At 72.7% G+C, this 23,686-nt stretch carries 20 protein-coding genes; 10 read left to right on the top strand and 10 right to left on the bottom strand.

What is annotated here, in order from left to right:
- Nucleotides 1-38: 38 nt before the first annotated feature.
- On the bottom strand, nt 39-1,154 hold the full coding sequence (gene alc / locus AADR41_RS32550) for an allantoicase (protein ID WP_342285288.1): 1,116 nt from the start codon (nt 1,152-1,154) through the stop codon (nt 39-41).
- Between the two features lie 2 nt (nt 1,155-1,156).
- Nucleotides 1,157-2,500: an allantoinase AllB gene (gene allB, locus AADR41_RS32555; RefSeq protein WP_342285289.1), complete on the bottom strand. Its 1,344-nt coding sequence runs from the start codon at nt 2,498-2,500 to the stop codon at nt 1,157-1,159.
- Between the two features lie 362 nt (nt 2,501-2,862).
- Here allB and AADR41_RS32560 point away from each other — a divergent pair, with 362 nt between their 5' ends.
- Nucleotides 2,863-3,663, top strand: a complete 801-nt coding sequence (locus AADR41_RS32560) for an IclR family transcriptional regulator (protein WP_266910503.1) — start codon at nt 2,863-2,865, stop codon at nt 3,661-3,663.
- Between the two features lie 54 nt (nt 3,664-3,717).
- Here AADR41_RS32560 and AADR41_RS32565 read toward each other — a convergent pair whose 3' ends face one another.
- Both AADR41_RS32565 and AADR41_RS32570 read right to left on the bottom strand, forming a co-directional pair.
- On the bottom strand, nt 3,718-4,398 hold the full coding sequence (locus AADR41_RS32565) for an ABC transporter ATP-binding protein (protein ID WP_342285291.1): 681 nt from the start codon (nt 4,396-4,398) through the stop codon (nt 3,718-3,720).
- Complete coding sequence (locus AADR41_RS32570; protein ID WP_342285293.1) at nt 4,395-5,489, bottom strand: ABC transporter permease; 1,095 nt, start codon at nt 5,487-5,489, stop codon at nt 4,395-4,397. The genes AADR41_RS32565 and AADR41_RS32570 overlap by 4 nt, the downstream gene beginning before the upstream one ends.
- A 110-nt stretch (nt 5,490-5,599) precedes the next feature.
- Between AADR41_RS32570 and AADR41_RS32575 the strand changes: the two genes are divergently transcribed.
- Both AADR41_RS32575 and AADR41_RS32580 read left to right on the top strand, forming a co-directional pair.
- A complete protein-coding gene (locus AADR41_RS32575; protein ID WP_342285294.1) occupies nt 5,600-6,808 on the top strand; it encodes a sensor histidine kinase in 1,209 nt (402 codons plus the stop codon).
- Nucleotides 6,805-7,449: a response regulator transcription factor gene (locus AADR41_RS32580; protein ID WP_342285296.1), complete on the top strand. Its 645-nt coding sequence runs from the start codon at nt 6,805-6,807 to the stop codon at nt 7,447-7,449. Before AADR41_RS32575 ends, AADR41_RS32580 begins: the two co-directional genes overlap by 4 nt.
- A gap of 20 nt (nt 7,450-7,469) precedes the next feature.
- Here the strand turns inward: AADR41_RS32580 and AADR41_RS32585 are convergent, their stop codons facing one another.
- Nucleotides 7,470-7,769 carry a DUF5955 family protein gene (locus AADR41_RS32585; protein ID WP_241196650.1) on the bottom strand — a complete coding sequence of 100 codons (300 nt, stop codon included), beginning with the start codon at nt 7,767-7,769 and terminating at the stop codon, nt 7,470-7,472.
- 289 nt (nt 7,770-8,058) lie between these two features.
- Between AADR41_RS32585 and AADR41_RS32590 the strand changes: the two genes are divergently transcribed.
- Both AADR41_RS32590 and aceB read left to right on the top strand, forming a co-directional pair.
- Nucleotides 8,059-8,664: a nucleotidyltransferase family protein gene (locus AADR41_RS32590; RefSeq protein WP_342285299.1), complete on the top strand. Its 606-nt coding sequence runs from the start codon at nt 8,059-8,061 to the stop codon at nt 8,662-8,664.
- Nucleotides 8,665-8,898: 234 nt separating this feature from the next.
- Complete coding sequence (gene aceB / locus AADR41_RS32595) at nt 8,899-10,518, top strand: malate synthase A (RefSeq protein WP_342285301.1); 1,620 nt, start codon at nt 8,899-8,901, stop codon at nt 10,516-10,518.
- A 367-nt stretch (nt 10,519-10,885) separates the two neighbouring features.
- Here the strand turns inward: aceB and AADR41_RS32600 are convergent, their stop codons facing one another.
- The gene (locus AADR41_RS32600; RefSeq protein ID WP_342285303.1) at nt 10,886-12,154 is read right to left on the bottom strand and encodes an ABC transporter substrate-binding protein; all 1,269 of its coding nucleotides are present in this window, start codon (nt 12,152-12,154) and stop codon (nt 10,886-10,888) included.
- Nucleotides 12,155-12,326: 172 nt separating this feature from the next.
- On the opposite strand from AADR41_RS32600, the gene AADR41_RS32605 reads away from it, so the two are divergent.
- Nucleotides 12,327-12,956, top strand: coding sequence for a TetR/AcrR family transcriptional regulator (locus tag AADR41_RS32605; RefSeq protein ID WP_342285305.1), 630 nt, complete (start codon nt 12,327-12,329; stop codon nt 12,954-12,956).
- Nucleotides 12,957-13,185: 229 nt separating this feature from the next.
- On the opposite strand, the gene AADR41_RS32610 is transcribed toward AADR41_RS32605, so the two are convergent.
- Both AADR41_RS32610 and AADR41_RS32615 read right to left on the bottom strand, forming a co-directional pair.
- Nucleotides 13,186-15,474 (bottom strand): glycosyl hydrolase family 18 protein, encoded by a 2,289-nt coding sequence (locus AADR41_RS32610; protein ID WP_342285307.1) that lies wholly within the window; start codon nt 15,472-15,474, stop codon nt 13,186-13,188.
- Between the two features lie 299 nt (nt 15,475-15,773).
- Nucleotides 15,774-16,751, bottom strand: a complete 978-nt coding sequence (locus AADR41_RS32615; protein WP_342285309.1) for a fibronectin type III domain-containing protein — start codon at nt 16,749-16,751, stop codon at nt 15,774-15,776.
- Between the two features lie 352 nt (nt 16,752-17,103).
- On the opposite strand from AADR41_RS32615, the gene AADR41_RS32620 reads away from it, so the two are divergent.
- The gene (locus tag AADR41_RS32620; protein ID WP_342285311.1) at nt 17,104-18,165 is read left to right on the top strand and encodes an amidohydrolase family protein; all 1,062 of its coding nucleotides are present in this window, start codon (nt 17,104-17,106) and stop codon (nt 18,163-18,165) included.
- 36 nt (nt 18,166-18,201) lie between these two features.
- Entirely contained in the window at nt 18,202-18,807 is a 606-nt protein-coding gene (locus AADR41_RS32625; RefSeq protein WP_342285312.1) for a TIGR03086 family metal-binding protein, read from the top strand.
- Nucleotides 18,808-18,984: 177 nt separating this feature from the next.
- Here the strand turns inward: AADR41_RS32625 and AADR41_RS32630 are convergent, their stop codons facing one another.
- Complete coding sequence (locus AADR41_RS32630; protein ID WP_342285314.1) at nt 18,985-21,120, bottom strand: hypothetical protein; 2,136 nt, start codon at nt 21,118-21,120, stop codon at nt 18,985-18,987.
- A gap of 108 nt (nt 21,121-21,228) precedes the next feature.
- On the bottom strand, nt 21,229-21,912 hold the full coding sequence (locus tag AADR41_RS32635; protein WP_342285315.1) for an alpha/beta fold hydrolase: 684 nt from the start codon (nt 21,910-21,912) through the stop codon (nt 21,229-21,231).
- Nucleotides 21,913-22,202: 290 nt separating this feature from the next.
- On the opposite strand from AADR41_RS32635, the gene AADR41_RS32640 reads away from it, so the two are divergent.
- Both AADR41_RS32640 and AADR41_RS32645 read left to right on the top strand, forming a co-directional pair.
- A complete protein-coding gene (locus tag AADR41_RS32640) occupies nt 22,203-22,511 on the top strand; it encodes an SH3 domain-containing protein (protein ID WP_342285317.1) in 309 nt (102 codons plus the stop codon).
- A gap of 241 nt (nt 22,512-22,752) precedes the next feature.
- A complete protein-coding gene (locus tag AADR41_RS32645) occupies nt 22,753-23,631 on the top strand; it encodes a chitosanase (RefSeq protein WP_342285319.1) in 879 nt (292 codons plus the stop codon).
- Nucleotides 23,632-23,686: the final 55 nt, after the last annotated feature.

Genomic DNA, 23,686 nt, shown 5'->3' on the forward strand with positions numbered 1-23,686 from the left:
CCCCCCCCCCCCCCCCCCCCCCCCCCCCCCCCACCCCGCTACCCGACCGGCTCGCGGTGGCGGGCGGCCAGTCGTGCGGCTCCCTCCTCGGTGGGTGAGCCGAAGAGCCGGAGCCGGGAGATTCCGCCGTCCGGGAAGATGTCGATCCGGACGTGGGTGGCCAGGACCGCCTCCGGCAGGACGAAGCGGTGGTCGGTGTCGGGCTGCAGCCGGGTCCGGGGCAGCACCTCGGTCCACTCGCCGCTCTCGCCGTCGCGGGCGACGAGGCTCGCCCAGCCCGCCGAGTTGCCCTTCAGATACGCGGTGTCGATCTCCACGGCGCGGATCATCGCCTGCTCGACGAGCCGGTAGCGGATCCAGTCGTTGCCCCTGTCGCGCCGGCGCCGGGTCTCCCAGCCGTCGTCCATCTTGCGGGACCGGCCGGGCTGGACGGTGTTGGTGGCCGGGGAGTAGAAGCGGTCGGAGGCGTCCTCCACCGTGCCGCCGTTCTCCAGGGCGACCAGGTCGAAGGTGCCCAGGGCGGCCAGCCAGCCGGGGTCGGGGACGACCTCGCCGTACACCCGGAGGCGGGCTATCCCGCCGTCGGGGTGCTGGTTGACCCGCAGATGGGTGACGCGCCGCCCGTCCTCGACCACGAAGCCGTTGGCCGCGTGCCCGCCGACCGCCGTACGGGGGACGAGCGTCGTCCACTTCACCTCGGGCGCGAGCAGTTCCCCGGGCGAGGGGGAGCCGGGCACGCAGGCCGCCTCGACGGAGACCGCCTGCGGGTAGTTGCCGCGGAAGTGCGCGGTGTCGACGACGATGCCGCGTACGACTCCGGGAGCTCCGAGCCGTACCAGCGCCCAGTCGTGGTCCTCGTCCGCGGGGTGCGGCACGTCCGCGCTCGCGCCCCGGCGGCGCCGGGTCTCCCAGCCGTCCATGACCTTGCCCTTGTGGCCGAAGCGCTCGGGGTCGAACTCGGCGGGCTCCGGCCGGAGCAGGTTCTCGCGCTCGGCGAAGAACTCGTCGTTGGCGGCGATCACGCCCGCGCCGAGCCGCCGGTCGGCGAGGTCGACGAGGTCGGTGAAGGGGAAGTCGCAGGTGCGGTAGTCGGCGTACGGGTCGCCGCCGCCGTACGGGTTCGCGTCACCGGTGAAGCGGGCTGTCGCCGTCATGGTCAGTGGTTCCTTTCGAGGAGCCGGCCGGTGGGTTCGCCGACGGTGCCGTCGGCGGCTATCCGTACGCCGCGCAGCCAGGTCGACCTCACGACGCCGTGCAGGGTCCTGCCGGCATAGGCGGTGACCTGGTTGCGGTGGAAGAGTTCGGCGGGGTCGACGGTGAACGTGTCGTCCGGGGCGAGCACCGCGAAGTCCGCGTCCCGGCCGGCCTCGATGGCGCCCTTGCGGGTCAGTCCGGCCAGTTCGGCGGGGGCGGCCGACATCCAGCGGGCGACGTCGTCCAGCGAGTGGCCGCGCCTGCGGGCCTCGGTCCAGATGGCGGGCAGCCCCAGCTGGAGGGAGGAGATCCCGCCCCAGGCAGTCCCGAAGTCCGGCGTCTTGAGGTCGGTGGTGCACGGCGAGTGGTCGGAGACGATGCAGTCGATCGTCCCGTCGGCCAGCCCCTCCCACAGCGCGTCCTGGTTGGCCGCCTCACGGATCGGCGGGCAGCACTTGAACTCCGTCGCGCCGTCCGGGACTTCCTCGGCGGTGAGGGTCAGGAAGTGCGGGCAGGACTCCACGGTGACCCGGACGCCCTCGCGCTTGGCGGCGGCGATCACCGGCAGTGCGTCGCTGGAGGACAGGTGCAGGACGTGGACGCGGGCGTTCAGCCGCCTGGCGTGGGCGATCAGTCCCTCGATCGCGGTGTTCTCGGCGTCGCGCGGCCGGGAGGCGAGGAAGTCGGCGTACGCGGGCCCGCCGTGCTGCGGGGCGTCGGCCAGGTGGTGCGGGTCCTCGGCGTGCACGATCAGCAGCCCGCCGAAGCCGGTGATCTCCGCCATGGACCGGGCCAGCTGCTCCTGGTCGAGCTCCGGGAATTCCTCGACGCCGGAGGGCGACAGGAAGCACTTGAAGCCGAACACCCCGGCCTCGTACAGCGGACGCAGGTCCTTGACGTTGGACGGGACGGCGCCGCCCCAGAAGCCGGTGTCCACGTGCGCCTTGGGCGCGGCCACCTGCTGCTTGACGCGCAGGTGTTCGACGGTGGTGGTCGGCGGGAGGGAGTTGAGCGGCATGTCGAGCAGGGTGGTGATGCCGCCGGCCGCCGCCGCGCGGGTGGCGGTGTGGAAGCCTTCCCACTCCGTGCGGCCCGGATCGTTCACATGGACATGGGTGTCGACGATCCCGGGCAGCAGGACGTCGTCACCGAAGTCCTCCGACCGGGCCCCGGCCGGCACCTCGGCGTCGTACGGCAGGACGGCGTCGATTCTCCCGTCGGCGACGGCGACCGCCGCGGGGCGCGTCCCGTCCGGGGTGACCACCCGCGTCGAGCGCAGTACCAGTCTCACGTCCGCACCGGACACCCGTGCTCCTCACTTCGGACTTTCGACCGCTGATGAATTCAACGAACTGTTGAAGGAGTCTTCACTCGGGATTCGAGCCCGTCAAGACCCCACCCTCCTCGCCGGACGGCCGTCGGGCCACCTCGGGACCGCAACTGGAGATTTCCACAAAGTAAAAGACCCATTTCGGAGAGCGGAACGTAACATGGGACCAGTGCCGGCCCGGAGATCCGCCCCGCCCACGGCCGACACCGGGACAAACGGGCTCTGACCGGCCAGGACGCCGTACCCCGAGCAGTGGGCCGATCGGGAACCGCCCGGTAGGCTGCTGGGTGCCTCGCCGGGCGGGGCACCAGCTCTTCCGCCTCGAAAGGACCGTTGACGTGCCGCCGTCCCACGCCAGCACATCCGACTCCAAGCCCGCCGCTCCCAGCGGTGGTGTGCAGTCCCTTGAGCGTGCCTTCGATCTGCTGGAGCGGATGGCGGACGCGGGGGGTGAGGTCGGGCTGAGCGAACTCTCCGCGAGCAGCGGGCTCCCGCTGCCCACCATTCACCGCCTGATGCGCACGCTGGTGCTCTGCGGATACGTACGACAGCAGCCCAACCGGCGCTACGCGCTGGGCCCCCGGCTGATCCGGCTCGGCGAGTCCGCGTCCCGGCTGCTGGGCACATGGGCCCGCCCGTATCTCGCGCGGCTGGTCGAGGAGACCGGCGAGACCGCGAACATGGCGCTGCTCGACGGCGACGAGATCGTGTACGTGGCGCAGGTGCCGTCCAAGCACTCGATGCGCATGTTCACCGAGGTCGGCCGCCGGGTGCTCCCCCACTCCACCGGGGTCGGCAAGGCGCTGCTGGCGCACACGCCGCCGGAGGAGGTGCGGGCGCTGCTGGCCCGGACCGGGATGCCGGCCGCCACCGAGAAGACGATCACCACCCCCGACGGCTTCCTCGAAGCGCTGGAGCAGGTCCGCCGGGTCGGCTACGCGGTCGACGACAACGAGCAGGAGATCGGGGTGCGCTGCCTGGCGGTCTCCGTACCGAACTCCCCCACCTCGGCCGCGATCTCGATCTCGGGCCCGGCGGGCCGGGTGACGGACGCGGCGACGGAACGGATCGTGCCGATCCTCCAGCAGGCCGCCGAGGAACTCTCCGACGCACTGGCGAGCAGCGGTTCCACCGGCTGACACACGGGGAGGGGGCGACCGGCGGCCGCCCCCTCCCCGTGTGTCCCCCGCCCCTCAGACCGGTTCCGGCACCGTCAGGCGGCCGTCGTCCATCCGGACCGTGCGGTCCGCGCGGTCCAGATGGGCCAGGTCGTGGGTGACCAGCACCGTGGCCGTCGAGCGCTCCCGGGTCAGTGCGAGCAGCAGGTCCAGCACCGCCGCGCCCCGCTCGTGGTCGAGCGCGCTGGTCGGTTCGTCGACCAGCAGCACCGCCGGGTCGTTCATCAGGGCCCGCGCGATGTTGATCCGTTGCCGCTGCCCGCCCGACAGCTGGTGGGGCCTGCGTCCGGCCTGGTCCGCCAGGCCGACCGCGTCCAGCAGTTCCAGCGCCCGGCCGCGGGCCGCGCGCACGGCGCCGCCCGAGAGATGCGCCATCACCTGGAGCTGTTCGGCCGCCGTGAGCGACGGCAGCAGATTGGGCTGCTGGAAGACGATGCCGATGCGCTCGCGGCGCAGCCGTGCCTGCTGCTTGCGGCCGAGGCCGGCGGTCTCCGTGCCGGCGACGACCACCCGGCCGCTGTCCGGGGTGACCAGGGTCGCGGCCACCGCGAGCAGACTGGACTTGCCGGAGCCGGATGGTCCCACGACCGCGGTGAGCGAGCCCGCAGGTACGTCCAGCGAGATCCGGTCGAGGGCGGTGAGCCGGCCGTCGCCGTCGGGGTAGGTGAGGCTGACGTCGGCGAGGGTGAGGGTCATCGGGCACTCCCGAGTGCGGTGAGCGGGTCGACGGCGGTGATCCGCCGGATGGACAGGGCCGCCCCGAGGGCACCGAGGACGATCATGACGGCCGCCGGGACCAGGACGGTCGCCGCGTCGAGGACGAACGGCACGGCCCCGCCGCTGATCAGGGCGCCGATGCCGGAGGCCAGCGCGGTGCCCGCGCCCGTCCCGACGGCGAGCATCACGACCGCCTGCCCGAGCGCGTCGCGCAGCAGGTACCGGGTGGAGGCGCCGAGCGCCTTGAGCACGGCGACGTCGCCGCTGCGCTGGATCGTCCAGACGGTGAAGAAGGCACCGATGACCAGGGCGGAGATGGCGAAGAGGAAGCCGCGCATCAGCTGGAGCGAGCCGTTCTCGGCCTGGTAGGAGCCGATGGCGGTGAGGGAGTCGTCCAGGGAGAGCGTACTGGTGCCGGCCGCCCTGTCGCCCGCGGCGAGGTCGGCGCCGCCGGTGGTGGTCAGGGCGATCACCGTGGCGTGCCGGGCCGGGCCGCCACCGTCCGCGCCGAACCGCTGCCAGTCGTCGAGCGAGGTCCACACGACCGGCGTGTGGCTGTACGAGGCGTCCCCCGCGACGGCCTCGACGGTGACCTCGGTGGCACCGAGCCGCAGCCGGTCACCGGCCCCCGCCGCCAGGTCGTCGGCGACCTGCCGGGACAGCACCACCTTCCCCGCGCCGACCCGGGCACCGCCGGTGGGCGCCAGGCCCCCGTCCGGCTCGATGCCGAACGCCGACACGGCGGCCGTGCGCTCCCCCCGGTCCGCGACGGCGTTGAGCGTGCGGATGCCGAGCGGCTCCGCGCCGCTCACTCCCGGCCGCGCCGCCCAGCTCCGCCAGACGTCCTCCTTCACGACCGAGTCGGTGAAGGACACGGACCGGCCGTCGGGCGGGGCGGCGAACGCGACGTGGTCGGCGTTCAGCCCGGTGACGGCCGAGGTGTTCTCCCTGGCCAGGCCGGCGGTGAGGCCGGACAACAGACCCACGAGCAGCGTGATCAGCACCACGACCGAGCCCATGAGCGCGAACCGGCCCTTGGCGAACCGGAGATCTCTCCATGCGACGAACATGCCCCCAGCCTCGGCCGCCGGGCGCCCGGAAACATCGCTCGGCGGTGGGGCCCGACATCAACCTTTCGATTGACCGGCCCCCGGCACCCCGCGTCTACGCTGGACGAATCATGGATTCCCACGCCCATCCCCCGGTCGCCGCCGCGCTGCGGCTGTGTCTGCACGCGCTGCTGGTGGGACTGCTGGCACTGGCGGCGGTACGGGCCGTCGCCGACGGCACACATCCCAGGGCCGTCGTCGTGGTGAGCGCCGGGACGGCCGCCCTGTACGCGGCGGGCGCGCTCGCCCCCGCCGTACAGCCCCGCACCCGCGCGGGCGCGCTGTGGCTGGCGGCGCTGGGCGCCGCGTGGCTGGCGCTGCTCGCGCTGTCGCCGGAGGCCCTGTGGGTGGCCTTCCCGCTGTACTTCCTGCAACTGCACCTGCTGCCGACCCGCTGGGCGCTGCCCGCCGTCGCGGTCACCGCGGCCGCCGCCATCGCCGGCTTCGTGCTGCACGGTCAGGCCGTCACACCGGGCACCTTCATCGGTCCGCTGCTCGGGGCGGCGGTCGCGGTCGCGACGGTCCTCGGGTACGAGGCGCTGTTCCGGGAGAGCGAGCGGCGCCGCGAGCTCATCGAGGAGCTGATGTCGACCCGGGCGGAGCTGGCCGAGGCCGAACGCACCGCGGGCACGCTCGCCGAACGCGAGCGGCTGGCCCGCGAGATCCACGACACCCTCGCCCAGGGCCTGTCCAGCATCCAGTTGCTGCTGCGCGCCGCCGAGCGCACCCTGCCCGCCGACGCCCCCGCCACCGGGCACGTCCGCCGGGCCCGCGAGGCCGCCCAGGACAACCTCGCCGAGGCCCGCCGCTTCGTCCGCGCCCTGTCGCCGCCGGACCTGGCGAACGGCTCCCTGGCGGCCGCCCTGGAACGCCTCTCGTCCCGCACCACGGGCCCCGGGCTCACGGTGCAGTTCGCGGTGAGCGGCACACCGGTGGAGCTGCCGACCCCGTACGAGGTGGCGCTGCTGCGCACCGCCCAGTCGGCGCTGGCCAACACGGTGCGGCACGCCGGGGCCGGGCGCGCGGAAATCACCCTCAGCTTCATGGGCACCTCGGTGTCGCTGGACGTCGTCGACGACGGCCGGGGATTCGACCCGGGCCGCGGCCCGGTCGTCGCGGACCAGGACGCCGGGGGCTTCGGGCTGCCCGCGATGCGGGCGCGGGCCCGGTCCCTGGGCGGCACGCTCAGCGTCGAGTCCGCCCCGGGTCAGGGCACCGCCGTCGCCCTCACCCTTCCGCTCCCGATCCCAGACGGCCGGCCAGGACAGGACGCCGCATGACCAACCCCGCCGACACCCCCATCAGGCTGCTGCTCGCCGACGACCACCCGGTGGTACGGGCGGGGCTGCGCGCCGTGCTCGACTCCGAACCCGGTTTCCGGGTGGTCGCCGAGGCGGCCACGGCCGAGCGGGCCGTCTCGCTCGCCGCGGCCGGGGGGTTCGACGTCGTCCTCATGGACCTCCAGTTCGGCGCGGGCATGCACGGATCACAGGCCACCGCGGCGATCACCGCACAGCCGGGCGCACCCCGCGTCCTGATCCTCACCACGTACGACTCGGACGCCGACATCCTGGCCGCCGTCGAGGCGGGCGCCGCCGGCTATCTGCTCAAGGACGCCCCGCCGGAGGAGCTGGCGGCGGCGGTGCGCACGGCCGCGGCGGGACGGTCGGCGCTGGCGCCGGCCGTCGCGCACCGCCTGATGGACCGCATGCGCACACCTGCCGAGGCCCTGACCAAGCGCGAACTGGAGGTGCTGCAACTGGTCGGCGAGGGCTTGTCGAACCTGCAGATCAGCAAGCGGCTCTTCCTCAGCCAGGCGACGGTGAAGTCCCATCTGGTGCACATCTACGCCAAGCTGGGCGTGGACTCACGCACCTCGGCGGTCGCGGCGGCCACGGCCCGCAGGCTCATCCGCCGCTGACCCGGCCGCCGGGTCAGCGGTCAGCCGCGCGGCGGCTCACCGAAGAGGTCGACGGCCACCCGTACGTCCCTGAGCGCGGACGCCAGTGCGCTCACGGAGCCGATCGCCCCGGCGATCAGCAGCAGTGAACGGCGCAGCCGCGGAATCTCGGGGACTCCGCTCGCCGCCATCGCGTCCAGCGCGGCCAGTTCGTCCTCGGCGATGCCCCGGTCCGGGAATTCGCGCGGATGCCCGGCCAGCTCGCGGCGGAGCCGGGAGACGGCCGTACGCAGCTCCGTCACCCTCGGGTCCTCGCTGCCGGTCACCCGCGTCTGCCCCACGCTTCGCAACAAAGCACTCCCCCTCGCACATCCTTGTGCCAGTGTTCCGACCGGTCCCCACACCGTTGGTCAAGTGTCCGGGCGTGCGCGCAAGTTAACGCCATGAAAGCTGCCGAGCGCCACTCCGCGGACGGAATTCGGGGTGTCCCGTTTGGGTGATCCGTGTGGATCCCGGTGGACGGCCTTCCCGCCCGCGCCCGCCTCCGCCCGTCCGCGCGAAAGGTGTGCAAAGGGAGCGCGAGGGGTGCGAGGGGTGCACGTCCGGGGCGTGCCGGGGTATCCAGACGGCATGACTGCAACAACACCAACCCCGAAGGTCGCCGGGCTGCTGCTGGCCGCGGGCGGCGGCCGGCGGCTCGGCGGACGGCCCAAGGCACTGCTCGAACACCATGGCCGGCCACTGGTCGAGCACGCGGTGCGGGTGCTGCGGGACGGCGGCTGCGGCCCCGTCCATGTGGTGCTGGGCGCGGCGGCCGAGCGGGTACGGGGCCGGGCCGATCTCACCGGCTGCGCGGTGACCGTCAACCCCGGGTGGGCCGAGGGCATGGGCTCGTCCCTGCGGGCGGGGCTCGGGGCGCTGGCCGCCACGGGGGCGGACGCGGCGCTCGTCCTCCTGGTCGACCAGCCGGGGATCGGTGCGGACGCGGTGGCCCGGGTGCGTTCGGCGTACCGGTCCCGGTCGGGGATCGCGGCCGCCGCGTACGGCGGGGAGCGGGGCCATCCCGTGCTGTTCGGGGCGGATCTGTGGGCGGAGATCGCGGCGGAGGCGGTGGGCGACCAGGGCGCTCGGGCGTACCTGCGGACGCACCGCGATGCGATCACGCTCGTCGAGTGTTCCGATGTGGCTCAGGCGTACGACATCGACACGGTGGAGGACCTGAGGCACCTCGGGTGACCGGACTGGCACGCTGCGCCGCCACCGCCCCACTTCTGTCGACCCGGAGAATCTCGACATCAACAAACCATTGAACTTCCACCATGAGGAAACTACTATCCACTGGTCAGAAGCCCTCTGCACCTCGGACGGCTTCCACGCCCGTATCCCGGAGCCCTGGCACGCCGTGCCATTTCAGGCGACCCGGCGGCCGTGAGACGCCGCCCGCACCGCCCGCTGAAGGAGTGACAGCTCATGTCCGCACCAGCGCCGTCCCCGCTGGCCATCGTCGATGCCGAGCCCCTGCCCCGGCAGGACGAGGTCCTGACCGACGCGGCCCTCGCGTTCGTGGCCGAGCTGCACCGGCAGTTCACGCCGCGCCGTGACGAGCTGCTCGCCCGCCGCGGCGAGCGCCGCGCCGAGATCGCCCGCACCTCCACGCTGGACTTCCTGCCCGAGACGGCGGCGATCCGCGCGGACGACTCCTGGAAGGTCGCGCCGGCCCCGGCCGCGCTGAACGACCGCCGGGTGGAGATCACCGGTCCGACCGACCGCAAGATGACCATCAACGCCCTGAACTCGGGCGCGAAGGTCTGGCTCGCCGACTTCGAGGACGCCTCCGCCCCCACGTGGGAGAACGTCGTCCTCGGCCAGCTCAACCTGATCGACGCCTACACCCGCTCCATCGACTTCACCGACCCGAGGTCCGGCAAGTCGTACGCCCTGAAGCCCGCCGACGAGCTCGCCACCGTCGTCACCCGCCCCCGCGGCTGGCACCTGAACGAGCGTCACCTCCAGCTCGACGGCACCCCGGTGCCCGGCGCCCTGGTCGACTTCGGCCTCTACTTCTTCCACAACGCCCAGCGCCTGATCGACCTGGGCAAGGGCCCGTACTTCTACCTCCCGAAGACGGAGTCGCACCTGGAGGCCCGCCTCTGGAACGACATCTTCGTCTTCGCCCAGGACTACGTCGGCATCCCGCAGGGCACGGTCCGCGCGACCGTCCTGATCGAGACGATCACCGCCGCGTACGAGATGGAGGAGATCCTCTACGAGCTCCGCGACCACGCCTCCGGGCTGAACGCGGGACGTTGGGACTACCTCTTCTCCATCGTCAAGAACTTCCGCGACGGCGGCTCCAAGTTCGTCCTGCCGGACCGCAACGCGGTGACGATGACCGCCCCGTTCATGCGCGCGTACACCGAACTCCTGGTCCGCACCTGCCACAAGCGCGGCGCGCACGCCATCGGCGGCATGGCCGCCTTCATCCCGTCCCGCCGCGACGCCGAGGTCAACAAGGTCGCGTTCGAGAAGGTCAAGGCGGACAAGGACCGCGAGGCGAACGACGGCTTCGACGGCTCCTGGGTCGCCCACCCGGACCTGGTCCCGATCGCCATGGCCTCCTTCGACGCGGTCCTCGGCGAGAAGCCGAACCAGAAGGAGCGCCTGCGCGAGGACGTCACAGTGGCCGCCGGTGACCTGATCGCCATCGACACCCTGGACGCCAGGCCCACCTACGAGGGGCTGCGCAACGCCGTCGCGGTCGGCATCCGCTACATCGAGGCCTGGCTGCGCGGCATGGGCGCGGTCGCCATCTTCAACCTGATGGAGGACGCCGCCACCGCGGAGATCTCCCGCTCGCAGATCTGGCAGTGGATCAACGCGGACGTGGTCTTCGAGAACGGCAGGCACGCCACGGCGGAGCTGGCCCGCGAGGTCGCCGCCGAGGAACTCGCCGCGATCCGCGCCGAGACCGGCGACGAAGCGTTCGCCGCCGGCAAGTGGCAGCAGGCCCACGACCTCCTGCTCCAGGTCTCCCTGGACCAGGACTACGCGGACTTCCTGACGCTGCCTGCGTACGAGCAGCTGGGCTGACGCCGCTTGCACACCTGCCGCCCCCGGCGCCGTCGGCACCGGGGGCGGTGCCGTGCCGCGGTGGACCCGGCGCCGGGCGGACGGGGCTGGTCCGGCACATCGGCCACAGCCCGCTTCCCGTGCTGCCGGTCCGCGTTATCCCGACGGCGTCGGGCCCGCCGCAAACGGGGGCCGGAAACCGACCGTCACGACCAACCGGCCCGACGGGGCCACGGTCACCGTCTCCGCGACCCGTGTCGGAGGAACGACCGCGGAACACAATGACCGGTCGGCAGGAGAGCTGGTCGGCTTCCTCGGCCCGGTGCCGGCCCCGCCCAACGACGGCGAACTGTCGCCGGCGGCCCCGCAGCAGTGACGTCGAAGGGGGTCAGGAGGTCGCCGCCGCCATGTCCGCCTTGACCGCCGAATCGTCGAGCGACGCGAGAACGGTCCCGGGCTCGCCGCCCTTCATCACCGCCTGGCCCACATCGGTGCGGATGGCGCCCCGGACGGCGGGCCAGGAGCGCATGTTGACCGGGGCGAACTGGGCATTCGACAGCTGCTCGATGAACGGCGAGAGCGGCTGTTCGGCGGGCTTCCCGGTCGCCGCGTCGGATGCGGAGTACGTCACCGGCAGCGCGGACTGGCTGCCGCCGTACGTCAGGGCGGACTTCCCGCTGTAGAGGAACGAGAGGAAGGCACCGCACTCCTTGCGGTGGTCGTTGCGCCGGAACGCCATCAGCCAGTCGCTGATCCCCACCGGAGGGGCGGCCCCGCCGCCCTTCTTGGGGAACGCGGCATGCGCATAGGGGAGTTTGGCCTGATCGGCGGCGCCCATCAGCATGGGATGGCCGATCATCATGCCGATCTCGCCCCGCATGAACTGGGTGTACGCGTCGGTCCGGTTGAGTTTCATGGGGTCGGCACCCGCCAGCCCCTCGGCGACCAGCTCGTCCCGCAGCCAGGTCAGGGCCTCGACGTTCTCCGGCTTCGCGAAGTCGTACTCCGCGAGCTCACTCGTGTAGCCGCCGCCGGCCGCGAGCATCCAGGACAGGGCCTCGTCCTCGGCCGCCTCGGGGCCGAGCTGGAGCCCGTACGGCGTCTTCACGCCGATCGCCTTCAGTGCCTGGGCGGACGCCCGCAGTTCCTCCCACGAGGCGGGGGCACCGCTGACGCGGGCCCGACGGAAGAGCTCCTTGTTGTAGAAGAGCCGGGGGGTGCTGGCCAGGAACGGAATGCCGTAGGTGGCGTCGCGGACCGTGCCCGCGTCGGTGAAGGACCGGATGAAGTCCGCCTGAGTGGCGATGTCGAACAGCTGGCTCATGTTGTAGAGGCGGCCGTCCTCGGCGTACGGCGCGAAGACGTTCGACTGCGCGATGTCGGGCGCCCGGCCCTCCTCGACCCGCTGGGCGAGCGTCTTGTCGATCTTGGTGTAGGAGACCCGCTCCAGCTCGATCCTGATCCCGGCGTGCTGCTTCTCGAATGCCGCGGCGACGGCGTCCCACTGGTCGCCGAGCGAAGCGCCGATGCTCTTGTCGTAACTGGCCACGAGCAGATGGAGCTTCACTTCCTTGCTCGCCGAACAGCCGGTGAGCCCCAGCGCGGCCGTGGTGCCGGCGAGGCCGGCCGTCTGAAGAAGGAACTGCCGCCGACGCACCGCTCTTGCCACCTCTTGCTAGCCCAACTCATGCACTGATGGCAGATTCTGCCACACAGGCAACCCATGCCTACCGATGAGTTCGGCCCGCCGGACCGAGGGAGTGGGGGCACGGGCCGAGGGGGTCGGGGCACGGGCCGAGGGCACACGTCGGGGGCATAACCTGATCCGCATGCAAGGTGGCTCATTGACGGAGCGGCGCAAGGCCGCGACCCGGCTGGACATCGCCCGCACGGCGGCGGCGCTCTTCGTGGAACACGGCCTGCGGCCCACCCGCGCCGAGGACATCGCGCGTGCCGCGGGTGTCGCTCCGCGCACCTTCTACCGCTATTTCGCGACCAAGGAGGAGGCCATCGCCCCGCTGCTCGCCGCCGGGGCCCGGCAGTGGGTGGAGGCGGTCCGGGACGCCCCGGCCGGCCTCTCACTGCCGGACGCACTGCGGCACGCGGCGGCGCGCGCCCTGACTCCGCCCCCCGGTGACACGGCGGCGGCGGAGTCCCTGGAGTGGGTGCGGTCGCTGCTGAGAATGGCGACGCAGAGCCCGGCCCTCCAGTCGGTGTGGAACGACGCGTGCCACGACTCGGACGTCACCCTGGCCGGGGTCCTCGCGGCACGCGCCGGGCTCCCGGAGGGAGCCGGTTCACTGGACCTCCGGCTGACGGCCGGGGTGGCCGGCGCGGCGGTGCGGGCCGCGGTGGAGACCTGGGCGGCCGGCGACGCCCCGGCCGCCGGGCCGCAGGGCCCGGCGGCACTGGCGCAGCAATGCCTGAGTTCGGCGGAGGGCGCGTTGAAGAGCGTCTGATCGCGGGTGCCGTACGGCCGACCGCGCGTGCCGTGGTGCCGATTGCAGGTGCCGTGGTGCCGCACGGCCGATCGCGCGTTCCGTACCGCCGATCGCAGGTGCCGTGGTGCCGTGCGACCCATCGCGCGTTCCGTACGGGCCGGCCGGTGAGCGGGCCGGCCGGTGAGCGCCGCCCGGTTCGCGAAGCCCGGCAGGGCTCCGCGAACCGGCGACCGGTCTGCCGCTGCGGCTACTTCAGGCCGGTGTCCAGCGCGTTCATCAATGTGCCCTGTGACGTGTCACCGGACATTTCCCAGACCATCACCCCCAGCAGCCCCTTGGACTTCACGTAGTCGGTCTTCTTGCCGATGGACCAGGCGTCGTCGAAGGACCACCACTGGCTGCCGGTGTAGCCGTACGTGGACACCGACTGCTCGTCGTGATGGACCGTCATCGTCGGGTACGCGCCGATGAGGTTGGAGTAGCCGCGGGTACCGGCCTCCTCCGCGAACTGGCCGGGGGCGGCGCCGCCCGCCGTCTGCCATTCGCCGGCCGCCCCGCCGTCGGCCACGTTCTGCCAGCCCCGGCCGTAGAACGGGATGCCGAGGGTCAGTTTGCGGGGCTCGACGCCGGCGTCGGTGTAGGCCTTGATGGCGGCGTCGGCGCTGAAGTGGAAGTCGTAGGGGTCCTGGTCGTCCGTGTAGAGGTTGGCCTGGTGGCCGGTGCGGTCGGGCTCCCAGGAGTTGTCGCTGCCGGAGCCGTGGAAGTCGTATCCCTGGACGTTCGCCACGTCGAGGGAGTCGAAGACCTTGCCCAGGTCCCAGCCCTCGCCGATCTTCTGCGGGTCGGCGGGGGTGAAGGCGGTGAGCAGGCGGTGTCCGCCGCCGAGGGCGTCCAGCTGTTTGCGGAACTCGGCGAGCAGCAGGGTCAGGTTGTCCTTGTCGTCGGGCGAGTAGTGGTTGCCCGGGTGACCGGTGCCCGTACCCGGCCACTCCCAGTCGATGTCGAAGCCGTCGAAGATCCCGGCGGCGGTGCCGGGGCCGCCCGCGCCGTTGTACTCGGGCAGGTTGCCCTTGATGTACATGTCGATGCAGGAGGATACGAACTTCTTGCGGGCCGCGTCGGTGGCCGCCACGTCGGAGAAGTACTTCGAGTACGTCCAGCCGCCGAGCGAGACCACGATCTTCAGGTCCGGGTGGAGTTTCTTCAGCTTCTTCAACTGGTTGAAGTTTCCGCGCAGTTTGCCCCAGCCGTCGTCGGCGACGCCGTCGACCGACTGGGCGGCGCTGAACGGGCGTCCGTAGTCGGCGTCGGCGTCACCGGCTCCGGTGCCCTGCTCGGGGTCCTGGGGGTCGGCGGTGGTGCCCTTGGTGACACCGTTCAGGCAGGTGAGATTGGACGGATCGATGTTGGCGAAGGCGTAGTTGACGATGTCGAGCTTGTCCGCGGCTCCCGAGTCGTGGAGGTTCTTGACGAAGTACTGGCGGCCGTAGATGCCCCACTGGACGAAGTAGCCGACCTTGGCGTAGTTGCCCGCGCCGACGATGTCGTCGGTCTTCGCCGTGAGCGCGTTGCCGGCCGGGGAGGCGTTGTCCGCCGCGTCACGCGCCCTGACGGTGAAGGTGTACGAGGTCGAGGGCGAGAGCCCGCCGATGGTGGCGGTGGTCGTGGTGCCCGGGACCGTGGTGGCCAGTGCCCCGTCCCGGTAGATGTCGTACGCGGCGACGCGCTGGTTGTCCGTCGCGGCGGTCCAGGCCAGCGTGACGGACGAGGAGTCGGTCGCCGTGGCGTGCAGTGCGCCCGGTGCGGTGGGCGGGGAGGTGTCGGTGGCCGGGTCGACGGTGGTGACGGCCAGCGGTGCGCTCTCGGCGGAGGTGTTGCCCCGGGTGTCCTTGGCCCGGACGGTGAAGGAGTAGGCGGTGGCCGGGGTCAGCCCGGTGACCGTGGCGGAGGTCGCCGCGGTGGCCGATCCCACCACCTCGCCGCCCGCCAGGATGTCGTACGACGCCACCGGGAAGTCACCGGCCGTGGCCGCCGTCCAGGACAGCGACGCGGTACGGGCGGTGACATCGGTCTGCTTCAGCCCGCCGGGGGCACCCGGGGGCGCGTCCGCGGAACCGTCGCACTTGTCACCGTTGATCCGGCATCCGGCCGGCGTCGTGATCGGCCCGGTCGCGACGAACCAGAAGCTGTACGGCTCGCTGGTGCCGTGCGCGCCGACCGTACCGTTGTAGTGGGCGTTGACCGCGGTGATGTGACTGCCCCGGGTGGCGACGGTGCCGTTGTACGAGGTGTCGATCGCGACCCCGGCCGGCAGGTCGAATTCCAGGCTCCATCCGGTCACGGCGGTGTCGGTGTCGTTGTGCAGTACGTAAGTCCCCTTCCACCACGACCCGTTGTCGGCCGAGGTGAAGGTGGCAGTCAGTTTGCCCGCCGCGTGCGCGGGTGCGGCCTGCAGGGACAGCAGCGCGAGGAGCAGTCCGAGAACGGCGAGGAGGGCGGTCGCCGTTCTCCGTCTGAGTGTCATGTGCTCGAACATGGAGTTCTCCCTTGAGGCAGGGACCGGTGAGGCGGTCCTGAGGGGGAGCGGGATGCTTGGTGCCATGGAGCACAGGGGAAACTAAGAGGTCTGGACCACTACGTCAATAGGTACAGACCAAAGACGTGGTGTCCGCCTTGATTCAGCGAGAGGTCCGGCAGCCGCTCCACCCGGACGCCGCCGGAGCACGGACACTGGACGCCGCCCGGGCACGGACACGCAAAGGACACCGGGTTCGTACCGGAGCAGCGCCGGATCCGGCCACCGGGCGGCACCGGCGCCCCGCGTCCGAGCACCCGTCAGTCGCCGAGCACGACCGTGCGCTGCCCAGAGAAGTCGCCCCACTTCCCGTCGGGCAGCTTGGCGCGGAGCTTCATCGAGTAGCGGGTGCCGCGCGGGTCGGTGACGGTGAGGCGGTAGTGCGCCCGGCCCTTGGGCGGGGTGGCGCCCCAGACGATCGTGGTGGTCAGGCGGCCGTTGATGAAGAGCTGGTACGAGGGGATCTCACCGCCCGTCTCCGGCTGCTGCCAGTCCAGGTCGATGGCGTACTCCTTGCCCTGGACGCGGTTGCCGATCCGCAGATCGGTGGGGGCGGTGCCGGCCGGCGCGCCCGGGGCGGAGGCGGTGGTGAGGTCGACGGCGTTGCTGTCCGGGGAGGAGGTGTCGGCGGCGTCGCGGGCACGGACGGTGAAGGTGTAGACGGTGCCGGGGCGCAGGCCGGTCAGATGTGCGGTGGTCCGGGTGCCGGGCACACTGTGGATCCGGGAGTCCTCCTGGTAGATGTCGTAGGAGGTGACACCGATGTCGTCCGTGGAGCCGCCCCAGGAGAGGTTCACCGCCCGGCTGCCGTCCACCGTTCCGCGCAGCTTCACCGGCCGGGTCGGCGGTTCGTGGTCGGCGGGGGTGGGAGCGGGCGTGGTGACGCGTGCGGCGGTGCTCGGTGCGGAGAGGTTGCCGGCGGCGTCGCGGGCGCGGACGGTGAAGGTGTACGCGGTCGACGCGGTCAGCCCGTCGACATCGATCATCACCTTTGCGGCCGGGACCGATTCGACCCGCTTGCCCTCGCGGTAGATCTCGTAGCCGGTGACCGCCCTGTCGTCGGAGGCCCGCTCCCACATGACGTGCACGGAGGTGGCGCTGCTCGCCTGCGCCGTCACACGGCCCGGCACCGTCGGCTTGCGGGTGTCGGCCTCGGGGGTGGAGTCGCAGGCGGTGAGCGCGGCGAGAAGCAGGGCGGCGGAGCAGGCCAACGCGGCGGTTGCGTGGGGGCGTTGCACGGTCGTGCCTTCCGTCCGGAAGCAATGGTCCAGACCTGTATCGCATGGCGCGGGGGTCGCCGACAAGAGGGTGGAGCGGAAGCTTCCGCAATGTGGCGATGTGTGCGGGGGGGGGACGGTGCCCACCGGCCGCACGCCGGGCGGTGCACGTCGGGCGGTGCGCGTCAGCGTGTGCACGCCGGGCGGTGCGCGTCAGCGTGTGCACGCCGGGCGGTGCGCGTCAGCGTGTGCACGCCGGGCGGTGCGCGTCAGCGTGTGCACGCCGGGCGGTGCGCGTCAGCGTGTGCACGCCGGGCGGTGCGCGTCAGTGTGTGGACGTCGGCCGGTGTCCGGTGTGCCGTACGGTCGGACGATGTTGTGCATACGAGGTGTTGTGCTGCCCGAGCGCGAGGAGCGCACGTTCTGGATCGACGGCGAGGTGCTCCGCGCCGGCAGCCCGCCGGGCGGGCCCGCCGGCCGCGACGCGGAGACGGTCGTCGACGGCGGCTGGCTGCTGCCCGGGCTCGTCGATGTGCACACGCACCCGGGGGCGCTGGGGCCGGACTCACCGTTCGACGAGGAGTTGCTGCGCAGGCAGTTGGGCGAGCACCGGGACGCCGGAGTGCTCGCGGTGCGCACCCCGGGCACCGCGCAGCGGATGCCCGCATGGGTGGCGCAGGACCCGGAGCTGCCGCATGTGACGTCGGCGGGACGTTGGCTGGCCACCCCCGGACGGTTCTTCCCCGGCTTCGGACGCGATGTGAGCGAGGCCGGTCTGGCACGGGCGGCCGTGGAGGAGGCGGCCGCCTCGGGCGGCTGGTGCAAGGTCATCGGTGACTGGGCCGCCGACGAACCGGCCGTGCCGCTGCCGCTGCTGACCTCGGTGGTGGAGGCGGTGCACGCGGCCGGCGGCAAGGTGGCGGTGCACTGCCAGACCGCCGAGGGCACCCGCAACGCCGTACTCGCGGGCGCCGACAGCCTGGAGCACGGCATGCATCTCGACCCGGCGCTGCTGGACCGGATGGCCGCGCAGGGCACGGCGTTCGTGCCGACGCTGAGCGTGTTCGGGGCGAAGGAGGACGCGATGCGGGCGCGGGAGCCGAGCGTGCGCCGGGATCTGTGGCTGGCCGGCTGGGACACCATGCTCGGCAATGTGCGCGCGGCCCACGAGGCGAAGGTGACGGTGCTGGCCGGGACGGACTCCTTCCCGTGCGGGACGGTCGCGGGCGAGATGGAGTGGCTGGTACGGGCCGGTCTGTCGGCCCACGCGGCACTCGGCGCCGCGTCCTGGACCGCGCGGGCCTGGCTCGGGCTGCCGGGTCTGGTGGACGGCGCACCCGCCGATGTCGTCGCGTACGCCACCGACCCGACGCTCGACCCCGGCGCGCTGAACCACCCGAGCCGGATCGTGCTCCGTGGACGCGTCGTGCGATGAGCGATGAGTTCCGGGAACGGGTGGAGTCAGCACTGTATGGACACGCACCCGGAGACAACTCCCGTGATCGACCTGGAGCCCGCCGCGCGGCAGATCGCCTCGTTGCTCGACGGCATCGAGGAGCAGCAGCTGAACGATCCGACTCCCTGTCCCGACTACGCCGTGCGCGAGCTGCTCGCCCATCTGGTCGGGCTGGCCACGGCGTTCCGTGACGCGGCGCGCAAGGACTTCGGTCCGACGACCGACACCGCACCGGACGCGAGCGTTCCCGTCCTGGGTGACGACTGGCGCGAGGCGCTGCCGCCGCTGCTGGACGAGCTGGTGACCGCCTGGCGCGAACCTGCCGCCCGGCAGGGGATGACCAGGGCGGGCAGCGTGGATCTGCCGGGCGAGGTGGCCCTGCTGGTCGCACTGGACGAGCTGGTGATCCACGGCTGGGACCTCGCCCGGTCGACCGGCCAGAAGTACGAGGGCGACGAGGCGAGCCTTCGCACCTCGCTGGCCGTGCTGACGCCGAGCGACGACAACCCCCGGCCGGAGAGCATCTTCGGCCCGCCGGTCCCGGTCCCGGCCGACGCGCCCCTCGTCGACAGGGCCGTCGCGATGAGTGGCCGCCGCCCGGACTGGAAGCCCGGCGACTGAGCCGGTGCGCAGGGGGCGGGGCGCCGTTCGGGGACGCGCCGGGGGCGCGCCGGTACGGGGCGCGCCGGTCGGAGAGGCGCCCCCACCCGGGGTGCGCCCCGCGGAGAGGCGCCGCTCGGGGTGCGCCGCCCGGGATACGCCGGTCGTCTTCGGGCGGCGTGGCCCGCGCGGGGCCGGTCAGGCTCCGGCCAGTGTTCGTGCCGCCTCGCGTGCCTGTTCCCGCAGCCGTTCGTCGGCCGTGGCGATCCTCGTCTCCACGCCCGAGGCCCGCACCCGGCGGTCCCGCTCCGCCAGAGCGGTCAGACGCCGGTGGTGGTCCGCGGTGAGGGCGGTGGAGCCCAGTACGACAAGGGCCTCCAGTGCCGTCACCGCGTCGGCGTCCCGCTCCGCGGCATCCAGCAGCAGCCCGGCCGCGCGAGGGCCGTCGAGGGACTCGGGCGCCATCGCGTGCAGGGCGAGCACGACCGACGGAATCTGCACCCGGTCGGTGAGCAGGCCCTCCAGTGCGGGGACCAGCGGCCGGGCCGCGCCGCCGATGGCGGCCGCCGCGCGCGCGGCACGGCCGAGCGTCCAGTGCGTCCAGGCCGGCTCCGCCTCCGCGAGCACACCGGCCAGCACCGGCACCGCGACCTCCGGGTCGGCGGTGATCCGCCACAGGGCCGCGGCGATCTCGACATCGGCGTCCAGCTGCGGGGCATTGCGGGTGCCCTCGGACTCACCGAGCGCGGACCGCAGGGCGGGCACCAGGCCGGTCGCCGCCGGGCCCAGCTCTGCGGCGAGACGCGCGGCCTCCCGCACCGCGGGGCCGCCGGGGGTGAGACGGCCGGCGACGGCTGCCAGCAGCGGTCCCGTCTCCCCCGTCAGCTCGCGCACCGCCACCGCCGCGTCGAGCCGCCCCTCCTCCGGGCCGGTGCGTGCCGCCGCGGTCAGGAGCTCCGCGGTCGCCTCCCGGTGCTCCGGCGGGCAGATCGCGGCCAGCGCCTTCGGCACCACCTTCGGGGATCCGGGCAGCGCGGACCTCAGCTCGGGCAGGGCGGCCGATGCCCGGCTCCCCCACGCGCCGAGCAGAAGGGCGAGCCGGAAGGTCTCATCGGCATCGGGGCCGCCCGAACCCAGCCGGGTACGGATCGCGTCCAGCAGCGCCGAGTCGTACGGGAACGCGGAATCGGTCGTACCGTCGATCAGGAACCCGCACGCCGCACGGAGTGCCCGTGGGCGCCGCCCCAGGTCACGGGCGAGGAGCGGTGCGGCCCGGTCGGGGGCCACGGCGACGAGTGCCTCCAGCGCGCAGTCCGCCGGATCGCCCTCGCCCGCCGCGAGCCGGACCAGCACCGGAACGGCCGCCGCGGCCCGGCCGCCCAGCTTCGCGAGCAGCGAGTACGCCGCCGGCGCGTCCGCCGGATCGGCCGTCAGCGCCTCCACGGCACCGGACAGCCGCTCCGGCGCGCTTCGCGACAGCAGGCACGCCGTCTCCGCCGCCCACAGCGCCTCCTCCCGTGCCTCGGGGTCCGCGTCGCGCAGGGCGGCGTCGAGCAGGGCGTACGTGGCGTCGCGGTCGGCGTCGGTGTCGCGGAGCAGCAGCTCCTCGACGACGTACTGAAGCGGTTCGTTGCGCTCCAGGTCCAACCGGTCCTCGACGAGGCCGTTCACCGGCAGGAGGGAGAGCATCGCCCCGTGGTGCTCGGGGCCCCACGGCAGTCCGCCGTCCACACAGGCCAGCAGTGCCGCGATCCGTACCTCGCCGGGCTCGTCCGCGCCGATGGCCGCGGTCGCCGCACCGGCCGTGCCCGACGGGTCCAGATGCGCCATGGCGCCCAGGAGTTCGGCCCGTACCAGGGGGTCCGTCTCGGTCCTCCAGCACCGGTGGAGCACCGGCAGCACCTGCTCGACCGCGCCGGTCATCGCGGCGGCCCACACCGCGGCGCGCCGCAGCGCCGGCGCCTCCGAGTCGACCGTCGCGAGGATCAGCGCCAGCTCACCGACGACGGCCGCCCGGCAGGCGGCTCCGTCGCCGTCACCGCCGTCCGCCCCGCCCTCCGCTATCCCGCCGAGCAGCACCACCAGGTCCTCCGTGCGGTACCCGGCCCCGGCGAGCCGGGCGAGGTACGGAACGGCGCGGGCCGTGGCCCCGTAGACCGAGCCCTGGTGCAGGATGCTGCCGTACAGCTCGGAGACCGCCTCGGACGCGGCCTCCTCGCTCTCCCCGGCGAGCGCCCGCAGATGGCCGGGGACGTCCGCCGCGCTCCCGTAGGCGTGCTGGAGATCCGCCCAGGGCTGGGCGTCGACGTCGGCCAGGAACAATGAGAGGTCCATGAAGCGGATCCTGCCACCCGGCACTGACAACAGCCGTCGGCCGGTTCCCGGTTGCCCCGGACACCGCTCCCGCCGTCGGCTCGGCGCTTCTCCCCCGGACTCCGCTCCTCAGCTGGTGAAGAACTCCGTGATCTGCTGGGCGACCTGGTCGGGACGGACCTCGTGCACCCGGTGCCCGCCCCCGATCGTGATCAGCCGGCAGTCCGGGATCAGCGAGGCCATGTCCTGCAACCGTCCCTGGGGCATGGTGGACTCCGGACCGCCCGCGATCATCAGCGTCGGCGCGACGATCTCGCCGAGGCCGGCCGCCCACCCGGGGTCGGGGTCGGCCACCTCGGCCCTGATGGGGGCGACGACGGCCCAGTCGTAGTCCACCGGACCCTCCGGTTCGGCGGCCGGCCCCGGCTCGCTCGGGAACGGCGGCGGGGTCTCCACCAGTACCAGCCGCTCCACCCGGTCCGCGTGCTCCTGGGCCAGCAGGTGGGCGACGACGCCGCCCATGGAGTGGCCGACCAGTCCGACCCGGTCGAGCTCGCACTCGTCCAGAAAGCCGAGGACGTCGTCCCGCATCAGCTCGAAGGAGTACTCGTCCGGCCAGTCGCTCTCGCCGTGACCGCGCAGGTCCAGGGCGTACACCCGCCACTGTTCGCCGAGCAGGCCGGCGGCCGCCTCCCAGCTCGCGGCGGAGCCGCCGAGGCCGTGCAGCAGGACCACGGGCGAGCCGAACGGGTCGCCCCAGGTCCGGTACGCGATCCGTACGTCGCCGACATCCACTACAGACTGATCTTCCATACCCATGACGCTACAGGCGCACGGGCGAAGATCGTTCCGCCGCCCCGCGCCGGCCCCGGCCTGCCGGTGCGGGGCGGCTTTCTCCGGATGCGGTGCCGTTCAAACCCGTGCCCGACGGGCGCGGGAAGCGTCCGCCCGGTGCCTGCGCACGCCGGGGCGCAACCCGCATGACCTGCGCTTTCGTTCCTGCCCGGCGTCCGGTCCGTAGCCGTGACCGGCCCGTGGGAGGCGGCGTTGTGCTGATGGACGGCTCACGCCCACGTGGGCCGGAATACGGAGGAGAGAGCCACATGATGAAGAAGATGATGCTGGCCGCGATGGTGCTGACCGTCGGACTCGGGCTGGCGGTGAGTCCCGCCGCCCAGGCCGCGCAGAGCCCCGCCGCCGTGCAGGCCGTGAAGGGGCCGGCCGCGGTCTGCACCGTCAACGACAACGGGGTCAACTTCCGCGGCGGACCGGGCACCGACTACCCGGTCCTGGGTACCGTGAACCGGGGCCAGAACCTCAACTACCGCGGCCAGCAGGGCAACTGGGTCATGGGCGACCTGTGGGGCGGTCCGACGGGCGTCTGGATCCACGTGGCCTACCTCAACTGCTGAGGCCGCCCCGACGCCCCGGTCCACCCGCCGATCCGCACCTCGACGCCCCGGTCCACCCGCCGGCCTGCGCCTCGGCACCCGTCCCGGCCCCGCATCGCGCCTTCCGCGCGGTGCGGGGCCGTCGGCCTTCCCGGAGAACTTCCGAACTCACCGGTGCCGGAGGGGTGTACGGCCACCCCGCACTCTGATAGGAAAGCTTCCTAACAGACCGTCGGAACGAAGAACTCCCTTTGGAGGACTGGTGCACGCTCCCCCTAAGCGCGCCGCACGTCGCAACACCCGCCCCGTGCGCATCACGGTCATCGCGGTCGGACTGGCCCTCACGGCCATTCCCGTCACCGCCTACGCCGGTGGCCTCTCACACCAGGCGGCCCCCACTCCGGCAGCGGCGGCTCCGAAGACCGCCGCCGCGACCGGGCTGGACGATCCGGCGAAGAAGGAGATCGCCATGCAACTGGTCTCCAGCGCCGAGAACTCCTCCCTCAACTGGAAGTCCCAGTACAAGTACATCGAGGACATCGACGACGGCCGCGGCTACACCGCGGGCATCATCGGCTTCTGCTCCGGCACCGGCGACATGCTGGACCTCGTCGAGCTGTACACCGAACGCAAGCCGGACAACGTCCTCGCCAAGTACCTCCCCGCGCTGCGGAAGGTCAACGGCACCCCCTCGCACAGCGGTCTCGACCCCAACTTCACCAAGGACTGGGTGAAGGCCGCCTCCGACTCCGCGTTCAAGAAGGCTCAGGACGACGAGCGGGACCGGGTCTACTTCAACCCGGCGGTCAAGCAGGGCAAGGCCGACGGCATCGGCACGCTGGGCCAGTTCGCGTACTACGACGCCATCGTCATGCACGGCGACGGCGGCGACAGCACCGGCTTCGGCTCCATCCGCAAGCGGGCCCTCTCGAAGGCGAAGCCGCCGTCCCAGGGCGGCGACGAGGTCACCTACCTCAACGCCTTCCTCGACGCCCGCGTCTGGGCGATGAAACAGGAGGAGGCCCACGAGGACACCAGCCGGGTGGACACCGCCCAGCGGGTCTTCCTGAAGAAGGGCAACCTGAACCTGGACCCGCCGCTGGACTGGAAGGTGTACGGCGACAGCTTCCACATCGGCTGACGCACTCGTGCAGCACGGCTGTGGCGCGTACGGCAGCACCCGCGAGGGTGACCGT

Origin of the sequence: Streptomyces sp. CLV115, assembly GCF_038448545.1 — a bacterium.
Lineage (GTDB): Bacteria > Actinomycetota > Actinomycetes > Streptomycetales > Streptomycetaceae > Streptomyces > Streptomyces sanglieri.

Excerpts from the sequence above, each read along its gene's own strand:
- AADR41_RS32640 (WP_342285317.1), top strand. The coding sequence starts at position 22,203 with ATGATGAAGAAGATGATGCTGGCCGCGATGGTGCTGACCGTCGGACTC.
- AADR41_RS32625 (WP_342285312.1), top strand. The coding sequence starts at position 18,202 with ATGGACACGCACCCGGAGACAACTCCCGTGATCGACCTGGAGCCCGCC.
- AADR41_RS32630 (WP_342285314.1), bottom strand. The coding sequence starts at position 21,120 with ATGGACCTCTCATTGTTCCTGGCCGACGTCGACGCCCAGCCCTGGGCG.
- AADR41_RS32610 (WP_342285307.1), bottom strand. The coding sequence starts at position 15,474 with ATGTTCGAGCACATGACACTCAGACGGAGAACGGCGACCGCCCTCCTC.
- alc (WP_342285288.1), bottom strand. The coding sequence starts at position 1,154 with ATGACGGCGACAGCCCGCTTCACCGGTGACGCGAACCCGTACGGCGGC.
- AADR41_RS32605 (WP_342285305.1), top strand. The coding sequence starts at position 12,327 with ATGCAAGGTGGCTCATTGACGGAGCGGCGCAAGGCCGCGACCCGGCTG.
- AADR41_RS32590 (WP_342285299.1), top strand. The coding sequence starts at position 8,059 with ATGACTGCAACAACACCAACCCCGAAGGTCGCCGGGCTGCTGCTGGCC.
- AADR41_RS32575 (WP_342285294.1), top strand. The coding sequence starts at position 5,600 with ATGGATTCCCACGCCCATCCCCCGGTCGCCGCCGCGCTGCGGCTGTGT.
- AADR41_RS32580 (WP_342285296.1), top strand. The coding sequence starts at position 6,805 with ATGACCAACCCCGCCGACACCCCCATCAGGCTGCTGCTCGCCGACGAC.
- AADR41_RS32635 (WP_342285315.1), bottom strand. The coding sequence starts at position 21,912 with ATGGAAGATCAGTCTGTAGTGGATGTCGGCGACGTACGGATCGCGTAC.
- AADR41_RS32565 (WP_342285291.1), bottom strand. The coding sequence starts at position 4,398 with ATGACCCTCACCCTCGCCGACGTCAGCCTCACCTACCCCGACGGCGAC.
- AADR41_RS32620 (WP_342285311.1), top strand. The coding sequence starts at position 17,104 with ATGTTGTGCATACGAGGTGTTGTGCTGCCCGAGCGCGAGGAGCGCACG.
- aceB (WP_342285301.1), top strand. The coding sequence starts at position 8,899 with ATGTCCGCACCAGCGCCGTCCCCGCTGGCCATCGTCGATGCCGAGCCC.
- AADR41_RS32570 (WP_342285293.1), bottom strand. The coding sequence starts at position 5,489 with ATGTTCGTCGCATGGAGAGATCTCCGGTTCGCCAAGGGCCGGTTCGCG.